This window comes from Cognatishimia maritima (assembly GCF_900129685.1).
GTDB classification, from domain to species: Bacteria; Pseudomonadota; Alphaproteobacteria; order Rhodobacterales; family Rhodobacteraceae; genus Cognatishimia; species Cognatishimia maritima.
Genome location: NZ_FQWM01000002.1, coordinates 278,409 through 295,410, shown reverse-complemented (window position 1 = coordinate 295,410; position 17,002 = coordinate 278,409). Strand labels below are relative to the sequence as shown.

Sequence of the window (17,002 nt, the reverse complement as noted above, 5' to 3'; positions counted from 1 at the left end):
ATTGCCGCGTTATCCGCTGCCGATCAAGACACCGGCTGCGAATACCAGCGCGCCGCCCAGAACGACCTGAAAGGCAGCGCGGAAAAACGGTGTTTCCATATAGCGGTTCTGAATCCATGCAATGGCCCAAAGCTCGATGAACACGACGATGATTGCGATGATCGTTGCCGTCCAAAAATCCGGGATCAAATAGGGCAGGGCGTGGCCCAGGCCACCGACCGTGGTCATGACGCCCGAGGCAATGCCGCGTTTCACCGGTGAGCCGCGCCCAGAAAGCTCGCCATCATCGCTTGCGGCTTCGGTGAATCCCATCGAAATACCAGCCCCAACCGACGCGGCCAGGCCAACAAGGAACGTCGTCCATGTGTCTTGCGTCGCAAAGGCTGTTGCGAAAATGGGTGCCAGTGTCGACACCGAACCGTCCATCAACCCGGCCAACCCCGGCTGTACCCAGGTGAGGATGAACTGCCGCTTTGCGGTTTCAGCCTCTGTTTCCTTCCGGTCAGGCGAAAGGTGTGTTTCTTCCAAAGTATTGGCTGCGTCTTGGTGGTCAGCTTCGGCAGCTGCTAGGTCGCCCAAGAGTTTCCGCGTCGCGGCATCGGTGCTGCGTGCCGCAGCCGCACGGTAGAAACGTTCTGCCGTGCGCTCCATATCAGTGGCTTCCGCGCGCATCCGCACCACGTCCAGATTGCGAGTCAGCCAGACAGGGCGCCGCGCATAGGCGCCGGCCACATGTTCGCGTCGCAAAAGCGGAATCGTTTTTCCAAACCGCGCCACATGCATGTCGATCAACTGCTGGCGGTGGCTGTCTTCTTCGGCGGCCATGCCCTCAAAAATCTGGGCTGTCGCCGGGTAATCCTGCCGCACCGCTTCCGCAAAGCTCCGGTAGATGCGTGCGTCATCTTCTTCGTTGGAAATTGCCAATGCGAGAACTTCTTGCTCGCTAAGGTCGCGGAAGTGTTTCCGTTGACTTAGAAATCGCATGTTGTCCCTTTTCTTTAGAATCGTTCTAATCTATTGGCCGAACTCTGCCAATGCAATCTAAGGCTTTGCTTGGCAAAATTGAACTGATCAGTTTATATTCGAAGAACACATTATTAAGGCAGCCATGAACACGCAAACTCCCGTTTACCGAAAAGGACGCAAAGTTGATCAGGTTCTTTCCGGGGCGCGGGAAGTCTTTTTGCGTGATGGATTTGAGGGGGCGAGCGTCGATGACATCGCTAAGGCTGCGGGTGTCTCTAAAGCCACGCTTTACAGCTATTTCTCTGACAAGCGGCAGCTGTTCAAAGAGGTTGTGCAGGCGGAATGCCAGCGGATGTCGACAGAAATTGTGTCGCAACTCGACGACTCTATGCCAATCCGGGAGGCGCTGTCCCGTGCCTCTTATGGGCTGGCGAAATTCTTGGTTTCGGACTTTGCACAGAAGGTTTTCCGTATCTGCGTTGCAGAAAGTGATCGCTTTCCAGAGCTTGGGCAGGCTTACTATGAGGCCGGACCAGGGAATGGGCATCAGCAGTTGGTTGAACATTTGGAGGAAAGCGTTGCCAAGGGTGAGCTTGTGATCCCCGATATTGAAATGGCCGCCTATCAGTTCTCTGAACTCTGCAAGGCGCGCAACTTCAATCTGGCTTGTTTCGGGGTGCGGACTGAGTTCACTGACGCGGAAATTCGTGAAGTCTCTGACGCGACCGTCGACATGTTTCTAAAGACCTACGCGCCGCACTGAACCAAAAATGCCCCACCAAAAGCGGGGCATTGGGTGTGTCAGTTGTCTGGCGCCTCAGAATTCAACGACCGCCCGGATGGACTTGCCTTCGTGCATCAGGTCGAAGCCTTCGTTGATCTGATCCAGCGTCAGTTTATGGGTGATCATCTGGTCAATCTCGATCTTGCCGTTCATGTACCAATCAACAAACTGCGGCACATCGGTGCGGCCCTTTGCGCCACCAAAGGCTGTGCCTTTCCAGACGCGGCCTGTGACCAATTGGAACGGACGGGTTGAAATCTCTGCCCCGGCAGGGGCCACGCCGATGATCACCGAAACACCCCAACCCCGGTGGCTGCATTCCAACGCGTCGCGCATGACTTGGACGTTTCCGGTTGCATCAAAGGAATAGTCGACACCGCCGAACTGGTCTTTCTCGGTCTTGGTCAGTTCAATGATCGCTTGGGTGACATTGTCGACGTCTTTCGGGTTCACAAAATGCGTCATGCCGAATTTCTTCGCCATTTCCGCTTTGTCCGAGTTTAGATCGACGCCAATGATCATATCCGCGCCGGCCATGCGCAGGCCCTGGATAACGTTCAGGCCAATGCCGCCCAAGCCAAACACGGCAGCAGTCGACCCGATTTCGACGCCAGCGGTGTTGATGACGGCACCGATCCCGGTGGTCACCCCGCAACCGATATAACAAATCTTGTCAAACGGCGCGTCTTCTCGGACTTTGGCGAGCGCGATTTCCGGCAGAACCGTGTGGTTCGCAAAGGTGGAACAGCCCATGTAGTGGTAAATCGGGGTGCCATCGAGCATCGAAAAACGGGTTGTGCCATCAGGCATCAGACCTTGTCCCTGCGTGCCGCGAATGGCGGTGCAAAGGTTGGTTTTGCCAGACAGGCAAGCATGACATTCGCGACACTCTGGCGTGTAAAGCGGAATAACGTGGTCACCGGGTTTCAGCGTGGTCACACCTTCACCAACCTCAACCACAACACCGGCGCCCTCGTGGCCGAGGATGCAAGGGAACAACCCCTCTGGGTCGGCGCCAGACCGGGTGAATTCGTCGGTGTGGCACAGACCGGTTGCTTTGATTTCCACCAGAACCTCGCCAGCCTTTGGGCCTTCAAGGTTCACTTCCATAACTTCAAGGGGCTTACCCGCTTCTAAAGCGACTGCCGCGCGTGTCCGCATCATTTTTGATCCTCCAAATGATTTGTCAGGACTCTGCGTCAAACGGCAGAACGATTCAACACGCTCTGCGACGGGAAACCTCACAGTTGCGTCGCATAGGGGTTATTCACGGTAGTCCCGGTGGCAACCGCTGCAGCTACGCCCGAGATTTCGAAGGCCCTGTTGCAGGCCTTCGGGGCTGCTTACATCCAGGGCCTCTGCAGCAATGCGCATGGCCTCGGCTTTTTCAGTAAAGTCGGAATAATCCTGCCAAATGGTGGGCAGTGCTTCGCTGACAGGGTCGTGTCGTGGTACTTCAAACAGGGCAGGAATATCCGCTGCAACGGTGATCAGGAGTTCACGCGCCTCTTGTGCTGCTTCTGGATCGTAGTCAGCCGCCCCGCGCGTCATGCTGCCAAGGACCTTGCTTGCCTTGCCCGCCTCACCCATCGCGTGCATCCAAGCCTTGACTTGGCTGTCCATGACGCCCTGATGGGCGATCGCGACACCACCCAGAGAAAGCGAGAGAACCACGCAACAAACAAGACCCTTCATACCACATCCTTTATCGTAACTTTTACCGTCGGTGGGCGCCGCAGCAGTCACCTTCGCAGAAAGATGTTGTCCTCGTCTCAAAAGTCAAACGCATCTGGCGCGGCACCGCTCATAAAGCTGAGGTGTGTTTTCCAGAAGTCACGGAAATTTTTTTGGGGGGAATAGAGCCCCCGACGACGCGACTGGGTGGGGGCAAGAAAATGCACGTCGTCGGGGTAGCGGTAACTTCGCTGATCCTTTTGTCGCGCGCTCCTTGGGCGCTTTCGGGGAAGGTCAGAGGCGATTTGCAGATTTATCTGCGGCAAATTCGAGGCAGGCTTGATTTTATTTCGTTTCGAGGCGAATCTAATCACATGAACATGTCTCCAATGACACCTTTCCCCGGAGATCGCGCCACGCCGACGCAAGTGGCCTTTCATCGTACTGAGCTTAATATGATTCTTTCACTCTATGGCCGTATGGTCGCCGCCGGAGAGTGGCGCGACTATGGCATTTCGCATCTGAAAGATGTCGCGGTGTTTTCGGTGTTTCGTCGCACGGCAGAGCATCCGCTCTACCGGATCGAAAAATGCCCCAAGCTGCGCAATCGGCAGGGGCTTTACGCAGTGATTGGAATGGATGGGCAGATACTCAAGCGCGGGCATGACCTGAAAACGGTTCTGCGGGTGCTCGAGCGAAAGCTGATCCGTGCGGTGGATCTCGACTAATCTGTCCCTTCGGCAGACAAGGTGACGCGCTTACGCTGCGTGACCGGACCATCGCCTTGTTGTTCAATCCGTTCAATCGCCGCTTGGATGCCTTCAAAGGTAACAGCCATATGATGTGCGTTTGCATGGATCAGCCGCGTGTCATCAACGACCAATGCAACATGGCCTTTCCAGAATAGGAGGTCATTGCGCTGCAACGGCACGTCATCGGGCAGCTCTTCTCCCAAAGATTTCTCTTGCATGTCGCTGTCGGCAGGACAGGGCAGACCGCAGGCCAGAAAGGCCGCTTGCACCAAACCGGAACAATCGATGCCAAATCTGCTATTGCCCCCCCAAAGATACGGCGTGTCGAGAAAGGTTTTCGCAACGCTGACCGGGTCGGGGGAATAGGTGTCTACCGGGGCACAATGCACCTCGGGTATGTAACCATCTGCCGTTTTTAGAAACCCGCTTTCGCTGCCAAGCGCGTGCAACTTGCAGCCATGGCTCAGGCGCATGCGGTCGCGTGATTTGAATTGTGGCTGTTCATAAACATGCGTTGCTGCGGCAGATACACGATGCGTTGCTTCAGGACGGGCAACCAGCGAAGATCGTGGGACATAGCCGACGTAGCCGTCTTTGTCTGATTGCACAAAGGCCCAACCGTCGTGGGTTTCGTAGACACCGACCGTATCGCCGAACAATAGCTGCCGGTCCCGGTGCCCTTCTGGCGCGTTCATCAGATCAACCAGTGGCCAATGCACCGCCAATGGTTCAGGCTCCACGTAGGTCACGCCGGGCCAGTCTGCCCGCAAAGCAGGGTCCGCAACGCGTTTATTGGCAGGGGTCAGCCGCCGGTCTTTCATAATCCAAGAACCTCTGGCAGAGCTTCCAAAATGGCGCGCGCGCCCATGCCCACGCCTCCTTTGGGGCGCGCAGGCTTTGCGCTTGGGTTCCATCCGTAGATGTCAAAATGCGTGTAACGCCCGCCTTCGACAAAACGTCGAAGGAAAAGCGCCGCAGTGATCGACCCGGCGAAACCGCCGCTTGGTGCATTGTCCAGATCGGCGATGCCCGGTTCGATCATGCTTTCGTAGGGGTCCCAGAACGGCATGCGCCACAGGGGATCAGCAACCTTGGCCCCGGCCTGCATCAGCGCATTTGCGACCGCGTCATCATCGACATAAAACGGTGAAAGGTCAGGGCCAACCGCCACGCGCGCCGCGCCTGTCAACGTCGCCATCGAAATGATCTGATCGGGGGTGTCCTCAGCAGCCAGCGCCAGCGCATCCGCCAGAACCAACCGCCCTTCGGCATCGGTGTTGTTGATCTCAACCGTTAGCCCTTTGCGCGAGGTCAGGATATCGCCGGGCCGGAAGGCATTGCCGCTGACGGAATTTTCCACCGCCGGAATAAGCACCCGAAGACGCAGCGGTAAGTTCAATGCCATGACCATATGCGCCAGACCCAGCACCGTAGCGGCCCCGCCCATATCCTTTTTCATCAAACCCATGGAGTTGCCGGGCTTCAGGTTTAAACCACCTGTATCAAAGCAAACCCCTTTGCCCACCAAGGTCAGTTTTGGGCCAGCATCGCCCCATGTCATGTCCAGCAGGCGCGGCGCTCGGGTCGACGCGCGCCCGACGGCATGGATCATCGGGAAGTTTTGCGCCAGAAGGTCGTCGCCGGCGCAGACCATAATTGCCGCGCCAAATTGATCAGCAAGGGCCCGCGCCGCCGCTTCAAGTTGATCCGGCCCCATGTCATTGGCCGGGGTGTTTATCAAGTCGCGGGTCAGGATTTCACCAGCGGCAATCGCTTCAATGCGCGTGGCGTCTACGCCGTCTGGACAGATCAGCTCGGCTTTCGCGCCATGCGCGCTGGCGTAGCGGTCAAACGCATAAGATGACAACAGCCAACCCAAAGCTTCGGTTTCGGCATCGAAACCTTCCGGCGTCGTTTCAAAATAGAAAACGCGCGCGGGGAGCTTCGCGACAGCTGCGGCCAAGGCAAACCGTCCGCGCGCACGTTCTGCTGGCTTGCCGTATCCAACAACTGCTGCCGCAATTGTGCCATCGACCCCGGGCAACAGCGCAACCGCGCCAATTGACGGTTTGAAATCCGTGGCCTGAACCCAAGCCCGCGTCGCAGGATCAAGCGACGCTTGCCATGGCTCAAAACTGTCATGTTCCACGACATAGAGCGGCAGTGTTTCAGCGGTGGGGGTGGCGAAAGTCGGAGGCATATGCGCTTCTTTTTATGTAGGTCACTTCCCCTCAGCCTATCGACATCGGCGACCTCTGCAAGCCCTTTGTCACGGGAAAATATCGAAGAAGATCTCAGGGAAAATCACGATGTTCACAAAGCTCTGAAAGGCTCTGGTCGCCGACGCGCAGCAATCGAGCGTAAGTGGCCGCGATGGCTGGTGCATCCCCGTTCTGGAGCGCGATAGAGGCGGCGTCACAGACCGCAGAAAGCGATCGCATACCGATTTGGCCGCTGATCTTTCCGATGGTTCTGACCGCCTTGCCAAGACCTTCCCAATCGCCCTGCTGAAACAACGCCTCACTATGGCTCATCCGCATTGCAACATCTTCCATGGCATTGGTCACAATGATCTGCGATCGTTTCGGTCCAAGCGCTTTGTTCAATTTAAGCACCTTTGCGCTTTCCAATTGGATGGGTTCATTATTGAAAAGAACGTCAACTGTTCCCATGGCTTTGCCTTTCTTGCTGTGGCCCCGGCGCAAATCTAGGAAGTTGGCGTTATGCTATCGTTTCAAAGGCCGCAAAATTTCTCTCGAAAATGACCCAAATTGTCTTTAACAGGGGCAGAACCCAAAATCATGGGAGGGACAATGAAACACGCGAAACCTCTGCCGAGCTATCTGGTGCAACGCTTCCACGGTTGGAAAGCGACCAGCTATGAGAACAACAAATCCTGGTACCGCCACCTTGGTGAAGAAGGCCAACACCCGCGCGCGATGGTGATTTCCTGCTGTGACAGCCGGGTCCATGTGACGTCGATTTTTGGTGCAGATCAGGGCGAATTCTTTATCCACCGCAATATCGCAAACCTCGTTCCGCCCTATGCGCCAGATGGTGATCACCACGGGACATCCGCAGCCATCGAATATGCGGTCACCGCGCTGAAAGTGGCGCATGTGATCGTGCTCGGCCATTCGTCATGCGGCGGGGTTCAGGGCTGCATTGACATGTGCAAAGGCAACGCGCCGCATCTTGAAGCCAAGGAAAGCTTTGTGGGCCGTTGGATGGATATCTTGAAGCCACGCTTTTCCAAGGTCGCTGATATCAAAGATCCAAAAAATCAGGCGCGCCAGTTTGAAAAACATGCGGTTCTGGCCTCGCTCGAGAACCTGCTGACCTTCCCATTTGTCAAAGACCGCGTCGAAGCCGGTCAATTGACCTTGCACGGTGCATGGCACGACATCGCGGCTGGTGGTGTCGAGGTTTATGACTCTGAAAAGAAAGCCTTTGTCGCTCTGTGATCAACTTTGCAGATTGACCTGAGAAGCGCCCCACGGGGCGCTTTTTTCGTCTCTGGCTTTTCATCAGGGTCGCTACATGTCAGGGTCTCGGCAAAGGCGGAGGCACCAGAATGCTCACAAACAGCGATTTGATGGAACTGACGGAGCTCCGACGCGCGTTGCATCGCCGCCCGGAGGTCTCTGGTCAGGAGCAAGAGACGGCTGAGACGGTACGACGCGCATTGAACGCATTGTCTCCTACACAGATCATCACAGGCCTTGGCGGGCATGGCGTGGCGGCGGTTTTTGACAGCGGTCTGGATGGGCCGACCGTTCTATTTCGCGCAGAATTGGACGGGCTGCCCATTCAAGAGATTTCAGAAAAGGCCTGGCGGTCTGAGATCGCGGGGCAGGGGCATTTGTGCGGGCACGACGGCCATATGACCATGCTTTTGGCGCTGGGCCGGTTGTTGCGGCGCAAGCCTGTTGCCAAGGGTCGAGTGGTCCTGCTGTTCCAACCCGCTGAAGAAGATGGCAGCGGCGCGCGCGCGGTGGTCGCGGACCCGCGGTTTGCCGACATCCAACCTGACTGGGCCTTCGCAATTCATAATTTACCAGGCATCCCTTTGGGGCAACTTGCAACGCGTCCGGGATTGATGAACTGCGCCTCGCGCGGTCTGCGCATTCATCTGACAGGCAAAACCGCCCATGCCGCCATGCCCGAGGATGGCACGTCGCCGATGCAGGCGATTTCAGAATTGATCCCTGCGCTGACCGCGCTGGGCCAGGGCGGCGCACTTGATGACAGTTTTCAACTGGTGACCCTGACGCACCTTTCGGTTGGGGCACCCAGCTTTGGGATATCACCGGGTGAGGCGCATCTCTTTGCAACGCTACGCACGGCGGAAGACACGGCGATGGCGGGTCTTGCTGATCAGGCGAACACAATCCTTGAAGATGCTGCCAAGCGCCACGGACTTGGCTTGGAGGTTGAGGTTTTTGACGACTTCGCCGCGTCGATCAATGACACAGAGGCAACTGAAATCGCGCTCAAGGCAGCGGGTACTCTGGACATTCCGAGCACAAACGCAGGCATCCCAATGCGCGCATCAGAGGATTTCGGCGTCTTCGGGTGGTCGGCAAAATCCGCGATGCTCTGCCTCGGCGCAGGAGAGACCCACGCGGCCCTCCACAATCCCGACTACGATTTTCCCGACGATTTGATTCCGGTCGGGGCGGCATTGTTCCACCAGATCGCGCGCGATTTGTTAGGGCCCACTTAGCGCCGCCTACTGGATGGATGCCGCGCTTTGAACGCTACTGAAAGCTTCTATTTTTGCGCGCATATGCTCGCCCACAAAAATCTGCGGATTAGAAGGCGACAACGCGCCTTCTATTTCCCATGCTTGAACGCGGTCTTTGGCGATTTCAAACGCTGCCAGAAAATCCGGTGTTTCCGCGATGCCCTCTTCAAAATACGCACGCCCGAACCATGTCCATTCGCTGTCGTCGGAACAACCAAAGGACGTACTTTTCGCGTCCGCCGCTGTTATGACGACGCGGTCGGGGTTTGAAATATCGTCGATGAACGACCCTGCGTAGCAAGCAGAGATCACTATGATCGCGTTCTGAATGCCGGAGGCATCCAACATTTCAGAAAAATCTTGGGCCGACATGTCGGTGGTGAACGCATCCCAAAAACTCAGGCTGAAAAGATCCGGAGAGCCATGAGAAGACAGGTAGATCAATGCCAAGTCAATTTCAGGATTCATAGCCTTTGCCGTTTCGCTCAAAACACGTCGCAAATTGTGCTTGTTGGCGAGCGGATAGCTGAAAGGCTCGGTGTTTGAGTTGAGGAGCTGTAGCTGGGTTAAGTTTTCCCCGAAGCGAGACGTCAGGATCGGTGGTATCTTTTCAACCTCACGCCGAAAGACACCTTGATGTGCGGTGCCACCTGCAACGATTGAGAATAGATGTGGCGCATTTGACTGGCGGGTCTGTAGCTTCGCGAGTTGCGTAGCCATTAGGTTTTCTTGTGCGTAGTAAAGGTCTTCTAGTGGCACTCTTGAATATTGTGTTTCAGCTTGTTCATCTTGCAGCTTCTCTGAAAAGAAAACGGCTCTGTACTCCCAGTAGGGTGTGATCAAGATGCCTGTTGCAATAAGGGAAACCAAAATTGTCGCCGACAGGCGCCAGCTGCCATTGAGGACAAATTTCCTGACGCGCAGGCTGAAAAATATTGCAAACACCCAACCAATCGCAAAGTTTATCCATTGCAGCCAAAGGTCCGAGACTTCAAAGAGTAACTGACCCGTTGCCAACAAGTAAAATACTGAAGCAGATAGGCAGTACGCCGTTATTACCTGTGAAGGTGCTACCCTGCGTGCGATCAAGACTATGAAACTGAATAGCAAACCCAATTCAGCAGTCACGACTGTGACAAAATAAGGAATGCCCCAAAGATCAAATGCGGCGGACGGCTGGGCCGCTATGAACTGTAGCGACAAGCGAAGTGCAATATTAAAAAGCACCGCGATGGTGGCGACTTTGGCGCTATAACTAAAGCCCGGTGTAACAGGGGACTGGAAAGTAAGAAGACGAAACGTCGAAATGAAACTGTTGCGCATAATATGACCTTCAAAAATCAAAGGTAACTATGCACGATATTCTGGCAGATTCGAGGCGCTAGAACAGAAGTTTCGCAACAAAAAAGCCCCGCCTTCGCAGACGGGGCCTCTAGAACTCAAACAAAGGCAACTTAACCCTTTTTCAGAACCTCACGGCCCAGCAGTTCTGCGATCTGGACAGCGTTCAGGGCGGCACCCTTGCGGAGGTTGTCAGAGACGCACCACAGGTTAAGGCCGTTTTCAATCGTGCTGTCCTGACGGATACGGCTGATGAAAGTTGCGAAGTCGCCGACGCATTCTTTCGGGGTCACGTAGCCACCGTCTTCGCGTTTGTCGATCACCATGATGCCCGGGCTTTCGCGCAGGATGTCACGTGCTTCGTCTTCGTCGAGGAACTCTTCAAACTCGATGTTCACCGCTTCGGAGTGGCCCACGAACACAGGCACGCGCACGCAGGTTGCTGTGACTTTGATCTTGGGGTCGACGATCTTTTTGGTTTCCGCGACCATCTTCCACTCTTCCTTGGTGGAACCGTCTTCCATGAAGACGTCGATGTGCGGGATCACGTTGAAGGCGATTTCCTTGGTATAGACCTTGGCTGGCACGTCTTGTGTTGGGTTATAGACCGCTTTGGTCTGATCCCACAGTTCCTCCATCGCCTCTTTGCCAGAGCCGGAGACAGACTGATAGGTCGACACAACAACGCGTTTGATCGTTGCGCGATCGTGCAAGGGCTTCAACGCAACAACCATCTGCGCGGTGGAGCAGTTGGGGTTGGCGATGATGTTTTTCTTGGAATAGCCGTGCACGGCCTCTGGGTTACACTCAGGCACGATCAAAGGCACGTCAGGGTCGTAGCGGTAGAGCGACGAGTTGTCGATCACGACACAACCCGAAGCTGCCGCCTTGGGCGCATATTCCTTTGTCGCCTCTGAGCCGACCGCAAACAGCGCCATGTCCCAACCGGTGAAATCAAAGGTGTCCAGATCTTTGGTTTTCAGGGTTTTATCGCCGAAAGAAACCTCGGTGCCGAGAGAACGACGGCTCGCCAGAGCGGCCAGTTCATCAACCGGAAACTGGCGTTCCGCCAGAATGTTTAGCATTTCGCGGCCCACATTGCCTGTGGCGCCAACGACAACGACGCGATAGCCCATTGTAAATCTCCATTATTCGGACGCGCCCTATTAGCGCTGTTTTCCACAGGACAAAAGGCCAATGCCCACGCATTCCTGTGATATGGGGCATTTCGATCAACGATATCTCACCCGTAGCGCGCGCTTTGTGCGCCCTAGCGGATGGATTTCCGCGATAGTCGCATTTTTAGCAGGTGTCGCAAATTCTAAGCGCCGCGCCGCCAAAGGCCGCGCAAGGGCGCTTGCGTGTGATTCTCCAAGATAACGGTCGAAATTGCGAGAAAGCGGTTAGAAATCCGCAGCCACCTCAGGCAGGTCCAGCGCCTTGATCAACTCACGTAGTTCCTGACGTGCGGCCACATTCGAGATATTGAGCTGCTTGACCCCGATATCTTTCAAATCAAGCAGTGTCAGACCGCGCGGGAAGAGTTCGCGGAAGATCACGCGTTCATTGAAACCCGGTGCGGTGCGGAATCCGATACGCTTGGCAAGGCGATCAAGCGCTTTGCCCATCTTTTCCTTGTTGACCATCTGCTGCGCCCCAAGCCGGTTGCGCACAACGATCCAGTCGATGGGTTTCAGTCCGGCTTGCGCCCGCAGCTGGCGTGCGTTCCAGACCATTTCGGAATAAACCGACGGGCCGAGGATCTTCTCACCCGTGCTGTCGATATGCGCCAATAGATCAAAATCGACAAAGCTGTCGTTCAGCGGCGTCACCAATGTGTCTGCCAAAGAATGCGCGACCTGGCTGAGGCGGGTATGGCTGCCGGGGCAGTCGATCAAGATGAAATCGGTTTCCGGCTCCAGCGCTGCCACAGCGGCGGACAGGCGCAAGTCATAGATATTCTCGCCGTCTTTCACCGTGCTTGGATCAATATCGGGCAGGGTGTGGTAGCTGGGGCTTGGCAGCTCCAATCCGGCGCTTTCGCAAAAGGCTTTCCGGTTTTCGACATAGCGCCCGAAGGTGCGTTGGCGCAGGTCAAGGTCAAGGCCGCCAACCCGATGTCCCATGCGGGCCAAAGCTGTTGCGACATGCATCGATACCGTCGATTTGCCCGCGCCGCCCTTTTCGTTCCCCACGACAATAATATGTGCCATGCGTCGATCCCCATTTGTCTTCGTCTTCGCTTCGGTCCCAATGCCCGAGGCTGCGTGGCTACACTATATGTTGTGGTGTGCAATAGGGGAAGCGCGATGGATGCGGTTATCCACAGGTTTGTCGGTGCAAAAGGTCACTTAGACCTCAATCTCAACCCAGTCGCCGTTGTTGATCCCATCAATCGTCCATGCGCCGATCCGGTAGCGGATCAGCCGCAAGGTCGGGTGACCGATGGCCGCTGTCATGCGGCGCACCTGACGGTTGCGCCCTTCGGTTAGGGTGATCTTGATCCAACTGTCGGGCACGTTCTTGCGAAACCGAATGGGCGGGGTGCGGGGCCACAGCGTCGCGGGCGGCTCCATCCGCGCAGCCTTGGCGGGGCGGGTCATCCCGTCTTTGAGTTTTACACCGCTACGCAACTGTTCCAACGCCTCGTCGCTAGGCACGCCTTCGACCTGCGCCCAATAGCATTTGGACATCTTATTCGTTGGGTCCGCGATCCTGTGCTGAAGCTTGCCGTCACCCGTCAAAAGCAGCAGGCCCTCGCTGTCGCGGTCCAGCCGACCGGCGGCATAGACATTGGGCACCGAGATGAAATCAGACAGGGTGCGCCGTGGGCTGCCTTCGGTGCCGCGATCGGTGAATTGCGACAGCACATCAAAGGGTTTGTTGAACAGGATGACTTTGGACATGTGGTGGCTTTACAGAGTTCGCCACCGCTTGGCTATTGCAGAGCGGTAAATTTCGTCATCTAACTTGCCGCAAAGGAGCGTGCGATGGAACATGATGTAAAGCCGGCAACCTGGGTGGCCCATGCTGGGGGTGCCAAAGACCAAAGCAGCGGCGGTGTTGTCCCAGCAATTCAGCCTGCAACGACGTTTTATCGCGACAGCGACTATGGTCTGCACAATCCAGATAACATTTACCTGCGGCCCCACAGTGAAAACCTGCGGCAGGCAGAGGCGGTCATCCAAAAGCTTGAAGGTGCGGCCGAAACCTTACTTTTCCCCTCGGGCATGGCGGCCATTGCAGCAGCCTTTCGATGGTTGCCCAACGGCGCGCGCGTGGTTTTGCAAGACGGCATCTATTGGGGCACAACCAAATGGATTCAGGCCTTTTGCCAGCGGCGCGGCATCACGTTGCTGACCGTCGATGCGAGCGACACAGAGGCTTTGGCCGCGATCTGTCAGGATGGGGTCGATCTGGTTTTTGTCGAAACGCCGTCAAACCCTTGGTTGAAGATTGCTGATATCGCCAAGGCCGCCGAAGCCGCCCATACAAATGGTGGCATTCTGGTCGTCGATGCAACGGCAGCGACACCGATCCTCAGCAAACCTTTGGCGCTTGGTGCGGATATCGTCATGCACTCTGCGACCAAAGCACTGAACGGGCATTCAGATGTTTTGGGTGGCGTTTTGTCTTGCCGCGAGCAGGGCGAGATTTGGGAGGCGATCCGCACGGACCGCGCGGACTCGGGCGCAATGCTTGGCCCGTTTGAGGCGTGGTTGCTGATGCGCGGCATGCGCACGTTGGCCCTGCGTGTGGAACGGATGAGTGAGAACGCGCAAGCCTTGGCCACTTATTTTGCCGATCACCCTGCCGTCGAGGACGTGCTTTATCCGGGGCTGCCAACGCACCCCGCACACGCACTGGCAAAATCCCAGATGACGGGTGGCTTTGGTGGACTAATGTCAGTTCTGGTCAAAGGTGACATGCAAAACGCTCTTGCGGTCGCTGGTCGACTGAACCTCTTTGTGCGTGCGACCTCGTTGGGTGGGGTCGAAAGCCTTGTAGAGCATCGCTATTCGGTTGAATCCCATACCGGGCTGCCGCAAAATCTTTTGCGGCTTTCTGTGGGGATCGAGGATGTTCAGGACCTGATTGACGATTTCGCACAGGCCTTAGGGCAGTAGCACCGCCAACCGACCCTAGCGCGTGGGGTCAACTGCGCGGATGTAGTCTGACACGCGCCGTCCAATCTCTGCGCTGCCTTTCAAAGACGGGTGGATCATATCGATGCCGTGATAAGACCGGTCCCCAAATGGGACCAAGTCGGCAATGGAGACAAAATGCACCCCATAGGTCGTCTCTGCCATCGTTGCGAGGCGGCGTTCCAGTTCATCGCCTTCTTCGCGACAGCCTTCAATGGGGCTGCCTCGTCCGGGACTGCGAAGATAGCCGACCCAAAGCACCTGTGCGCCAGAGCCACGCAGGCGCGCCACGAGGCTTGGGATCTTCCCAATCCGCCCATCCGCCGAAATCAGCTTTTCCATCTTGTTGTCGCAAGAATGGCAGCCGCAGCCGAGCCATAGGTCATTGCCGCCGCCATTCAGGACAATCCAATCCCAGCGGCCGCCTCGGAATTGTTTGGAAATATTCAACCCCATCGCACCGGTGATGGGCAGCGCATAGGACATGCTTGCCCCGATCATGGAATGGTCTTTGATCGGCTCGTTCAAGGCGCGCGCCACATGATCAGCAACCGCCCGCCCGGACACTTTGTGCGCGGCCATCATCGAATCCCCCATCGCCAGAATACGCGGGCCACGGGTCACTTCGGGGGCACTGGTGGGTTGCACACAGCTCATCAAAAAAAGCGGCAATACTATCGGGGCGAAAAATCTTTTGTTCATAAAAATCTCGGCTTTAATCAGCTTGGATAATGCATCGTATTGTGAAAATGCACAGGAAATGGGCCGAGATTACGGTAGCCGTGGGGCTGGTCGGCGGCAAATCTTTTTGCCTCCCCCTTGCGGATTGTCTGCCAGGTGCCGTCAATAAAGACCTCGAAGTCGCCATCAATGGCATAGATGTCCTCAATCACCCCCGCACGGTGTGCGGCAGATTCGTGGCTAAGACCGGGCGCAAGACCAATAACAAAGGTCTCTGAACCGAGCGCCGGATCAAAAGGGAAAAGGGTCTGCCCAGAGATGCTGTCCTGAAACTGATACGCCGTTTCAGGCGGTTCTGTGATGAGCGCAGAAAGCGGGCATTTCAGTCCTTTGGATAGTTTCCAAAGCGTTGCAATTGTGGGGCTGCTTTCGCCGCGCTCTATCTGACCCAGCATGGACTTGCTGACGCCTGTTAGCGCCTCTGTCGCGGACAGGCTGAGGCCGGCTTCACCGCGGATGGCTTTCAAATTGATCTGAATATCGGTGCTGCTCTTTTTCATCCGTAGACATCTCCAATTATCGTGCGTTATAACGCACAAAAGGGATGCCGCCAAGGTCAGAAAGGTTGCCAAGGATGTTTGGACTGAAACTAACCCATGTCACCTCGGGCCTTCTGCCGGCCTTGGTGGGCTACACCGGCAGCATCGCTGTGATCTTTGCCGCCATCGAGGCGCTGGGCGCAACGCAAGCACAGGCCAATAGCTGGCTTTGGGCACTGGGCATCGGGATGGGGGTCAGCTCCTTCATCCTCGCTCTGCGTTACAAAATGCCCATCCTCACCGCTTGGTCGACGCCAGGGGCCGCGTTGATTGCCGTTTCAGCCGAAGGCATCCCGCTAGAGCAAGCGGTTGGTGCCTTCCTGTTCTGTGCTGTGCTTTTGGTCCTCACCGGCGCGACGGGACTTTTCGCGCGCTTGACCCGCTTGATCCCTCCGGCGCTGGCAAATGCGATGCTGGCGGGTATCCTCTTTCGCTTTGGATTGGGGACATTCGAAGCCATGGAACAAGCCCCGGCGATGGTCTTGATGATGCTCGCCACATGGCTTGCTGGGCGGCTTTGGTTTCCGCAGGTGACGGTTGCGGCGGTGTTGCTTGTTGGGGCCGCATTCTGCGCGGCAACCGGTCAGTACAATCCTGCGGTGGGCGTGTCTTTGGACCTCGCGACGCCAGTGTTCGTGATGCCAGATCTCAACTGGGCCGTGATGATCAGCCTCGGTCTGCCGCTTTATCTGGTCACGATGACCTCGCAGAATATGCCCGGCGTTGTGGTCCTGAAGTCAGCAGGCTATGAGCCGCCTGTCTCCGCGACACTGGTTGTCACCGGGATGACATCCCTCATCCTAGCACCTTTCGGCGGCTACGCTTTCAACTTCGCAGCCATCACCGCCGCGCTCTGCGCCGGGCCAGACACCGATCCTGATCCAGGGCAGAGGTACAAAGCCGCTCTTATCGGAGGCGTGGTTTATTTGATCGCAGGCCTGTTTGGCGCAACCGTCATAAGCCTGTTCCTGATGGCACCAGAAGCTTTGGTTCTGGCGATTGCCGGCATTGCCTTGTTGGGGATCATCACTTCCAGCCTTTCGGCCGCCATCACAGATACCCAAGACCGCGACGCGGCGGTGCTGACCTTTATGATGGTCGTAAGCGGCGTGAGTTTCCTGAACATCGGCGCACCCGTCTGGGGGCTGTTACTGGGGTTGGTGGCGAAGGGTGTTTTGGATCGGAGGGGGCGAAATTGACGCGCTTTGCTCAGCGATAAACAATTGTTTGGCGCGTCAATCACGAGCGCAGAAATTCTATATTTGCATTCGCAGCGGTTGCGCCTCGGACTGAACCGAGGCGCAACACAACAG

18 protein-coding genes are annotated in these 17,002 nt (G+C 56.4%); 6 read left to right on the top strand and 12 right to left on the bottom strand.

The features are described from left to right. Positions 1-9 precede the first annotated feature (9 nt). Complete coding sequence (gene mbfA / locus BUA39_RS06890) at positions 10-984, bottom strand: iron exporter MbfA (RefSeq protein WP_072792196.1); 975 nt, start codon at positions 982-984, stop codon at positions 10-12. A 124-nt stretch (positions 985-1,108) separates the two neighbouring features. On the opposite strand from mbfA, the gene BUA39_RS06885 reads away from it, so the two are divergent. Then, a complete protein-coding gene (locus tag BUA39_RS06885) occupies positions 1,109-1,729 on the top strand; it encodes a TetR/AcrR family transcriptional regulator (RefSeq protein ID WP_072792194.1) in 621 nt (206 codons plus the stop codon). Between the two features lie 54 nt (positions 1,730-1,783). Here the strand turns inward: BUA39_RS06885 and BUA39_RS06880 are convergent, their stop codons facing one another. Both BUA39_RS06880 and BUA39_RS06875 read right to left on the bottom strand, forming a co-directional pair. Further along, positions 1,784-2,911: an S-(hydroxymethyl)glutathione dehydrogenase/class III alcohol dehydrogenase gene (locus BUA39_RS06880; RefSeq protein ID WP_072792715.1), complete on the bottom strand. Its 1,128-nt coding sequence runs from the start codon at positions 2,909-2,911 to the stop codon at positions 1,784-1,786. A 102-nt stretch (positions 2,912-3,013) separates the two neighbouring features. After that, positions 3,014-3,445 carry a c-type cytochrome gene (locus tag BUA39_RS06875; RefSeq protein WP_072792193.1) on the bottom strand — a complete coding sequence of 144 codons (432 nt, stop codon included), beginning with the start codon at positions 3,443-3,445 and terminating at the stop codon, positions 3,014-3,016. Between the two features lie 353 nt (positions 3,446-3,798). On the opposite strand from BUA39_RS06875, the gene BUA39_RS06870 reads away from it, so the two are divergent. Then, a complete protein-coding gene (locus BUA39_RS06870) occupies positions 3,799-4,152 on the top strand; it encodes a DUF2794 domain-containing protein (RefSeq protein WP_072792191.1) in 354 nt (117 codons plus the stop codon). Here the strand turns inward: BUA39_RS06870 and BUA39_RS06865 are convergent. The 3 genes from BUA39_RS06865 to BUA39_RS06855 form a co-directional block, all read right to left on the bottom strand. Next, positions 4,149-4,997, bottom strand: coding sequence for a C40 family peptidase (locus tag BUA39_RS06865; RefSeq protein ID WP_072792190.1), 849 nt, complete (start codon positions 4,995-4,997; stop codon positions 4,149-4,151). The genes BUA39_RS06870 and BUA39_RS06865 overlap by 4 nt on opposite strands. Beyond that, positions 4,994-6,376, bottom strand: coding sequence for a leucyl aminopeptidase family protein (locus tag BUA39_RS06860; protein WP_072792188.1), 1,383 nt, complete (start codon positions 6,374-6,376; stop codon positions 4,994-4,996). Before BUA39_RS06860 ends, BUA39_RS06865 begins: the two co-directional genes overlap by 4 nt. Positions 6,377-6,470: 94 nt before the next feature. Next, positions 6,471-6,848: a hypothetical protein gene (locus BUA39_RS06855; RefSeq protein WP_072792187.1), complete on the bottom strand. Its 378-nt coding sequence runs from the start codon at positions 6,846-6,848 to the stop codon at positions 6,471-6,473. Positions 6,849-6,989: 141 nt separating this feature from the next. Between BUA39_RS06855 and BUA39_RS06850 the strand changes: the two genes are divergently transcribed. Then, positions 6,990-7,640 (top strand): carbonic anhydrase, encoded by a 651-nt coding sequence (locus tag BUA39_RS06850; RefSeq protein ID WP_072792185.1) that lies wholly within the window; start codon positions 6,990-6,992, stop codon positions 7,638-7,640. A 110-nt stretch (positions 7,641-7,750) separates the two neighbouring features. Next, positions 7,751-8,902 (top strand): amidohydrolase, encoded by a 1,152-nt coding sequence (locus BUA39_RS06845; protein ID WP_072792184.1) that lies wholly within the window; start codon positions 7,751-7,753, stop codon positions 8,900-8,902. A gap of 6 nt (positions 8,903-8,908) precedes the next feature. Here BUA39_RS06845 and BUA39_RS06840 read toward each other — a convergent pair whose 3' ends face one another. From BUA39_RS06840 to BUA39_RS06825, 4 genes are all read right to left on the bottom strand, one after another. Then, a complete protein-coding gene (locus BUA39_RS06840) occupies positions 8,909-10,246 on the bottom strand; it encodes a C13 family peptidase (protein WP_084604783.1) in 1,338 nt (445 codons plus the stop codon). A gap of 131 nt (positions 10,247-10,377) precedes the next feature. Continuing rightward, positions 10,378-11,400 carry an aspartate-semialdehyde dehydrogenase gene (locus BUA39_RS06835; RefSeq protein WP_072792181.1) on the bottom strand — a complete coding sequence of 341 codons (1,023 nt, stop codon included), beginning with the start codon at positions 11,398-11,400 and terminating at the stop codon, positions 10,378-10,380. Positions 11,401-11,667: 267 nt separating this feature from the next. Beyond that, positions 11,668-12,477: a division plane positioning ATPase MipZ gene (locus tag BUA39_RS06830; protein WP_072792179.1), complete on the bottom strand. Its 810-nt coding sequence runs from the start codon at positions 12,475-12,477 to the stop codon at positions 11,668-11,670. A gap of 138 nt (positions 12,478-12,615) precedes the next feature. After that, positions 12,616-13,170, bottom strand: coding sequence for a pseudouridine synthase (locus tag BUA39_RS06825; protein ID WP_072792178.1), 555 nt, complete (start codon positions 13,168-13,170; stop codon positions 12,616-12,618). An 84-nt stretch (positions 13,171-13,254) separates the two neighbouring features. On the opposite strand from BUA39_RS06825, the gene BUA39_RS06820 reads away from it, so the two are divergent. Beyond that, positions 13,255-14,391 (top strand): trans-sulfuration enzyme family protein, encoded by a 1,137-nt coding sequence (locus BUA39_RS06820; protein ID WP_072792176.1) that lies wholly within the window; start codon positions 13,255-13,257, stop codon positions 14,389-14,391. Between the two features lie 15 nt (positions 14,392-14,406). Here BUA39_RS06820 and BUA39_RS06815 read toward each other — a convergent pair whose 3' ends face one another. Both BUA39_RS06815 and BUA39_RS06810 read right to left on the bottom strand, forming a co-directional pair. Next, on the bottom strand, positions 14,407-15,066 hold the full coding sequence (locus BUA39_RS06815) for an SGNH/GDSL hydrolase family protein (protein ID WP_242648563.1): 660 nt from the start codon (positions 15,064-15,066) through the stop codon (positions 14,407-14,409). Between the two features lie 62 nt (positions 15,067-15,128). Then, a complete protein-coding gene (locus tag BUA39_RS06810) occupies positions 15,129-15,650 on the bottom strand; it encodes a helix-turn-helix domain-containing protein (RefSeq protein WP_072792173.1) in 522 nt (173 codons plus the stop codon). A 74-nt stretch (positions 15,651-15,724) separates the two neighbouring features. On the opposite strand from BUA39_RS06810, the gene BUA39_RS06805 reads away from it, so the two are divergent. Then, the gene (locus tag BUA39_RS06805; RefSeq protein WP_072792172.1) at positions 15,725-16,888 is read left to right on the top strand and encodes a benzoate/H(+) symporter BenE family transporter; all 1,164 of its coding nucleotides are present in this window, start codon (positions 15,725-15,727) and stop codon (positions 16,886-16,888) included. Positions 16,889-17,002: the final 114 nt, after the last annotated feature.

What these genes read in the sequence shown, in the direction of transcription:
- BUA39_RS06875 (WP_072792193.1), bottom strand. Translation starts at nt 3,445, where the DNA reads ATGAAGGGTCTTGTTTGTTGCGTGGTTCTCTCGCTTTCTCTGGGTGGT.
- BUA39_RS06885 (WP_072792194.1), top strand. Translation starts at nt 1,109, where the DNA reads ATGAACACGCAAACTCCCGTTTACCGAAAAGGACGCAAAGTTGATCAG.
- BUA39_RS06810 (WP_072792173.1), bottom strand. Translation starts at nt 15,650, where the DNA reads ATGAAAAAGAGCAGCACCGATATTCAGATCAATTTGAAAGCCATCCGC.
- BUA39_RS06835 (WP_072792181.1), bottom strand. Translation starts at nt 11,400, where the DNA reads ATGGGCTATCGCGTCGTTGTCGTTGGCGCCACAGGCAATGTGGGCCGC.
- BUA39_RS06825 (WP_072792178.1), bottom strand. Translation starts at nt 13,170, where the DNA reads ATGTCCAAAGTCATCCTGTTCAACAAACCCTTTGATGTGCTGTCGCAA.
- BUA39_RS06860 (WP_072792188.1), bottom strand. Translation starts at nt 6,376, where the DNA reads ATGCCTCCGACTTTCGCCACCCCCACCGCTGAAACACTGCCGCTCTAT.
- mbfA (WP_072792196.1), bottom strand. Translation starts at nt 984, where the DNA reads ATGCGATTTCTAAGTCAACGGAAACACTTCCGCGACCTTAGCGAGCAA.
- BUA39_RS06845 (WP_072792184.1), top strand. Translation starts at nt 7,751, where the DNA reads ATGCTCACAAACAGCGATTTGATGGAACTGACGGAGCTCCGACGCGCG.
- BUA39_RS06865 (WP_072792190.1), bottom strand. Translation starts at nt 4,997, where the DNA reads ATGAAAGACCGGCGGCTGACCCCTGCCAATAAACGCGTTGCGGACCCT.
- BUA39_RS06870 (WP_072792191.1), top strand. Translation starts at nt 3,799, where the DNA reads ATGAACATGTCTCCAATGACACCTTTCCCCGGAGATCGCGCCACGCCG.
- BUA39_RS06820 (WP_072792176.1), top strand. Translation starts at nt 13,255, where the DNA reads ATGGAACATGATGTAAAGCCGGCAACCTGGGTGGCCCATGCTGGGGGT.
- BUA39_RS06880 (WP_072792715.1), bottom strand. Translation starts at nt 2,911, where the DNA reads ATGCGGACACGCGCGGCAGTCGCTTTAGAAGCGGGTAAGCCCCTTGAA.
- BUA39_RS06830 (WP_072792179.1), bottom strand. Translation starts at nt 12,477, where the DNA reads ATGGCACATATTATTGTCGTGGGGAACGAAAAGGGCGGCGCGGGCAAA.
- BUA39_RS06840 (WP_084604783.1), bottom strand. Translation starts at nt 10,246, where the DNA reads ATGCGCAACAGTTTCATTTCGACGTTTCGTCTTCTTACTTTCCAGTCC.
- BUA39_RS06850 (WP_072792185.1), top strand. Translation starts at nt 6,990, where the DNA reads ATGAAACACGCGAAACCTCTGCCGAGCTATCTGGTGCAACGCTTCCAC.
- BUA39_RS06855 (WP_072792187.1), bottom strand. Translation starts at nt 6,848, where the DNA reads ATGGGAACAGTTGACGTTCTTTTCAATAATGAACCCATCCAATTGGAA.
- BUA39_RS06815 (WP_242648563.1), bottom strand. Translation starts at nt 15,066, where the DNA reads ATGAGCTGTGTGCAACCCACCAGTGCCCCCGAAGTGACCCGTGGCCCG.
- BUA39_RS06805 (WP_072792172.1), top strand. Translation starts at nt 15,725, where the DNA reads ATGTTTGGACTGAAACTAACCCATGTCACCTCGGGCCTTCTGCCGGCC.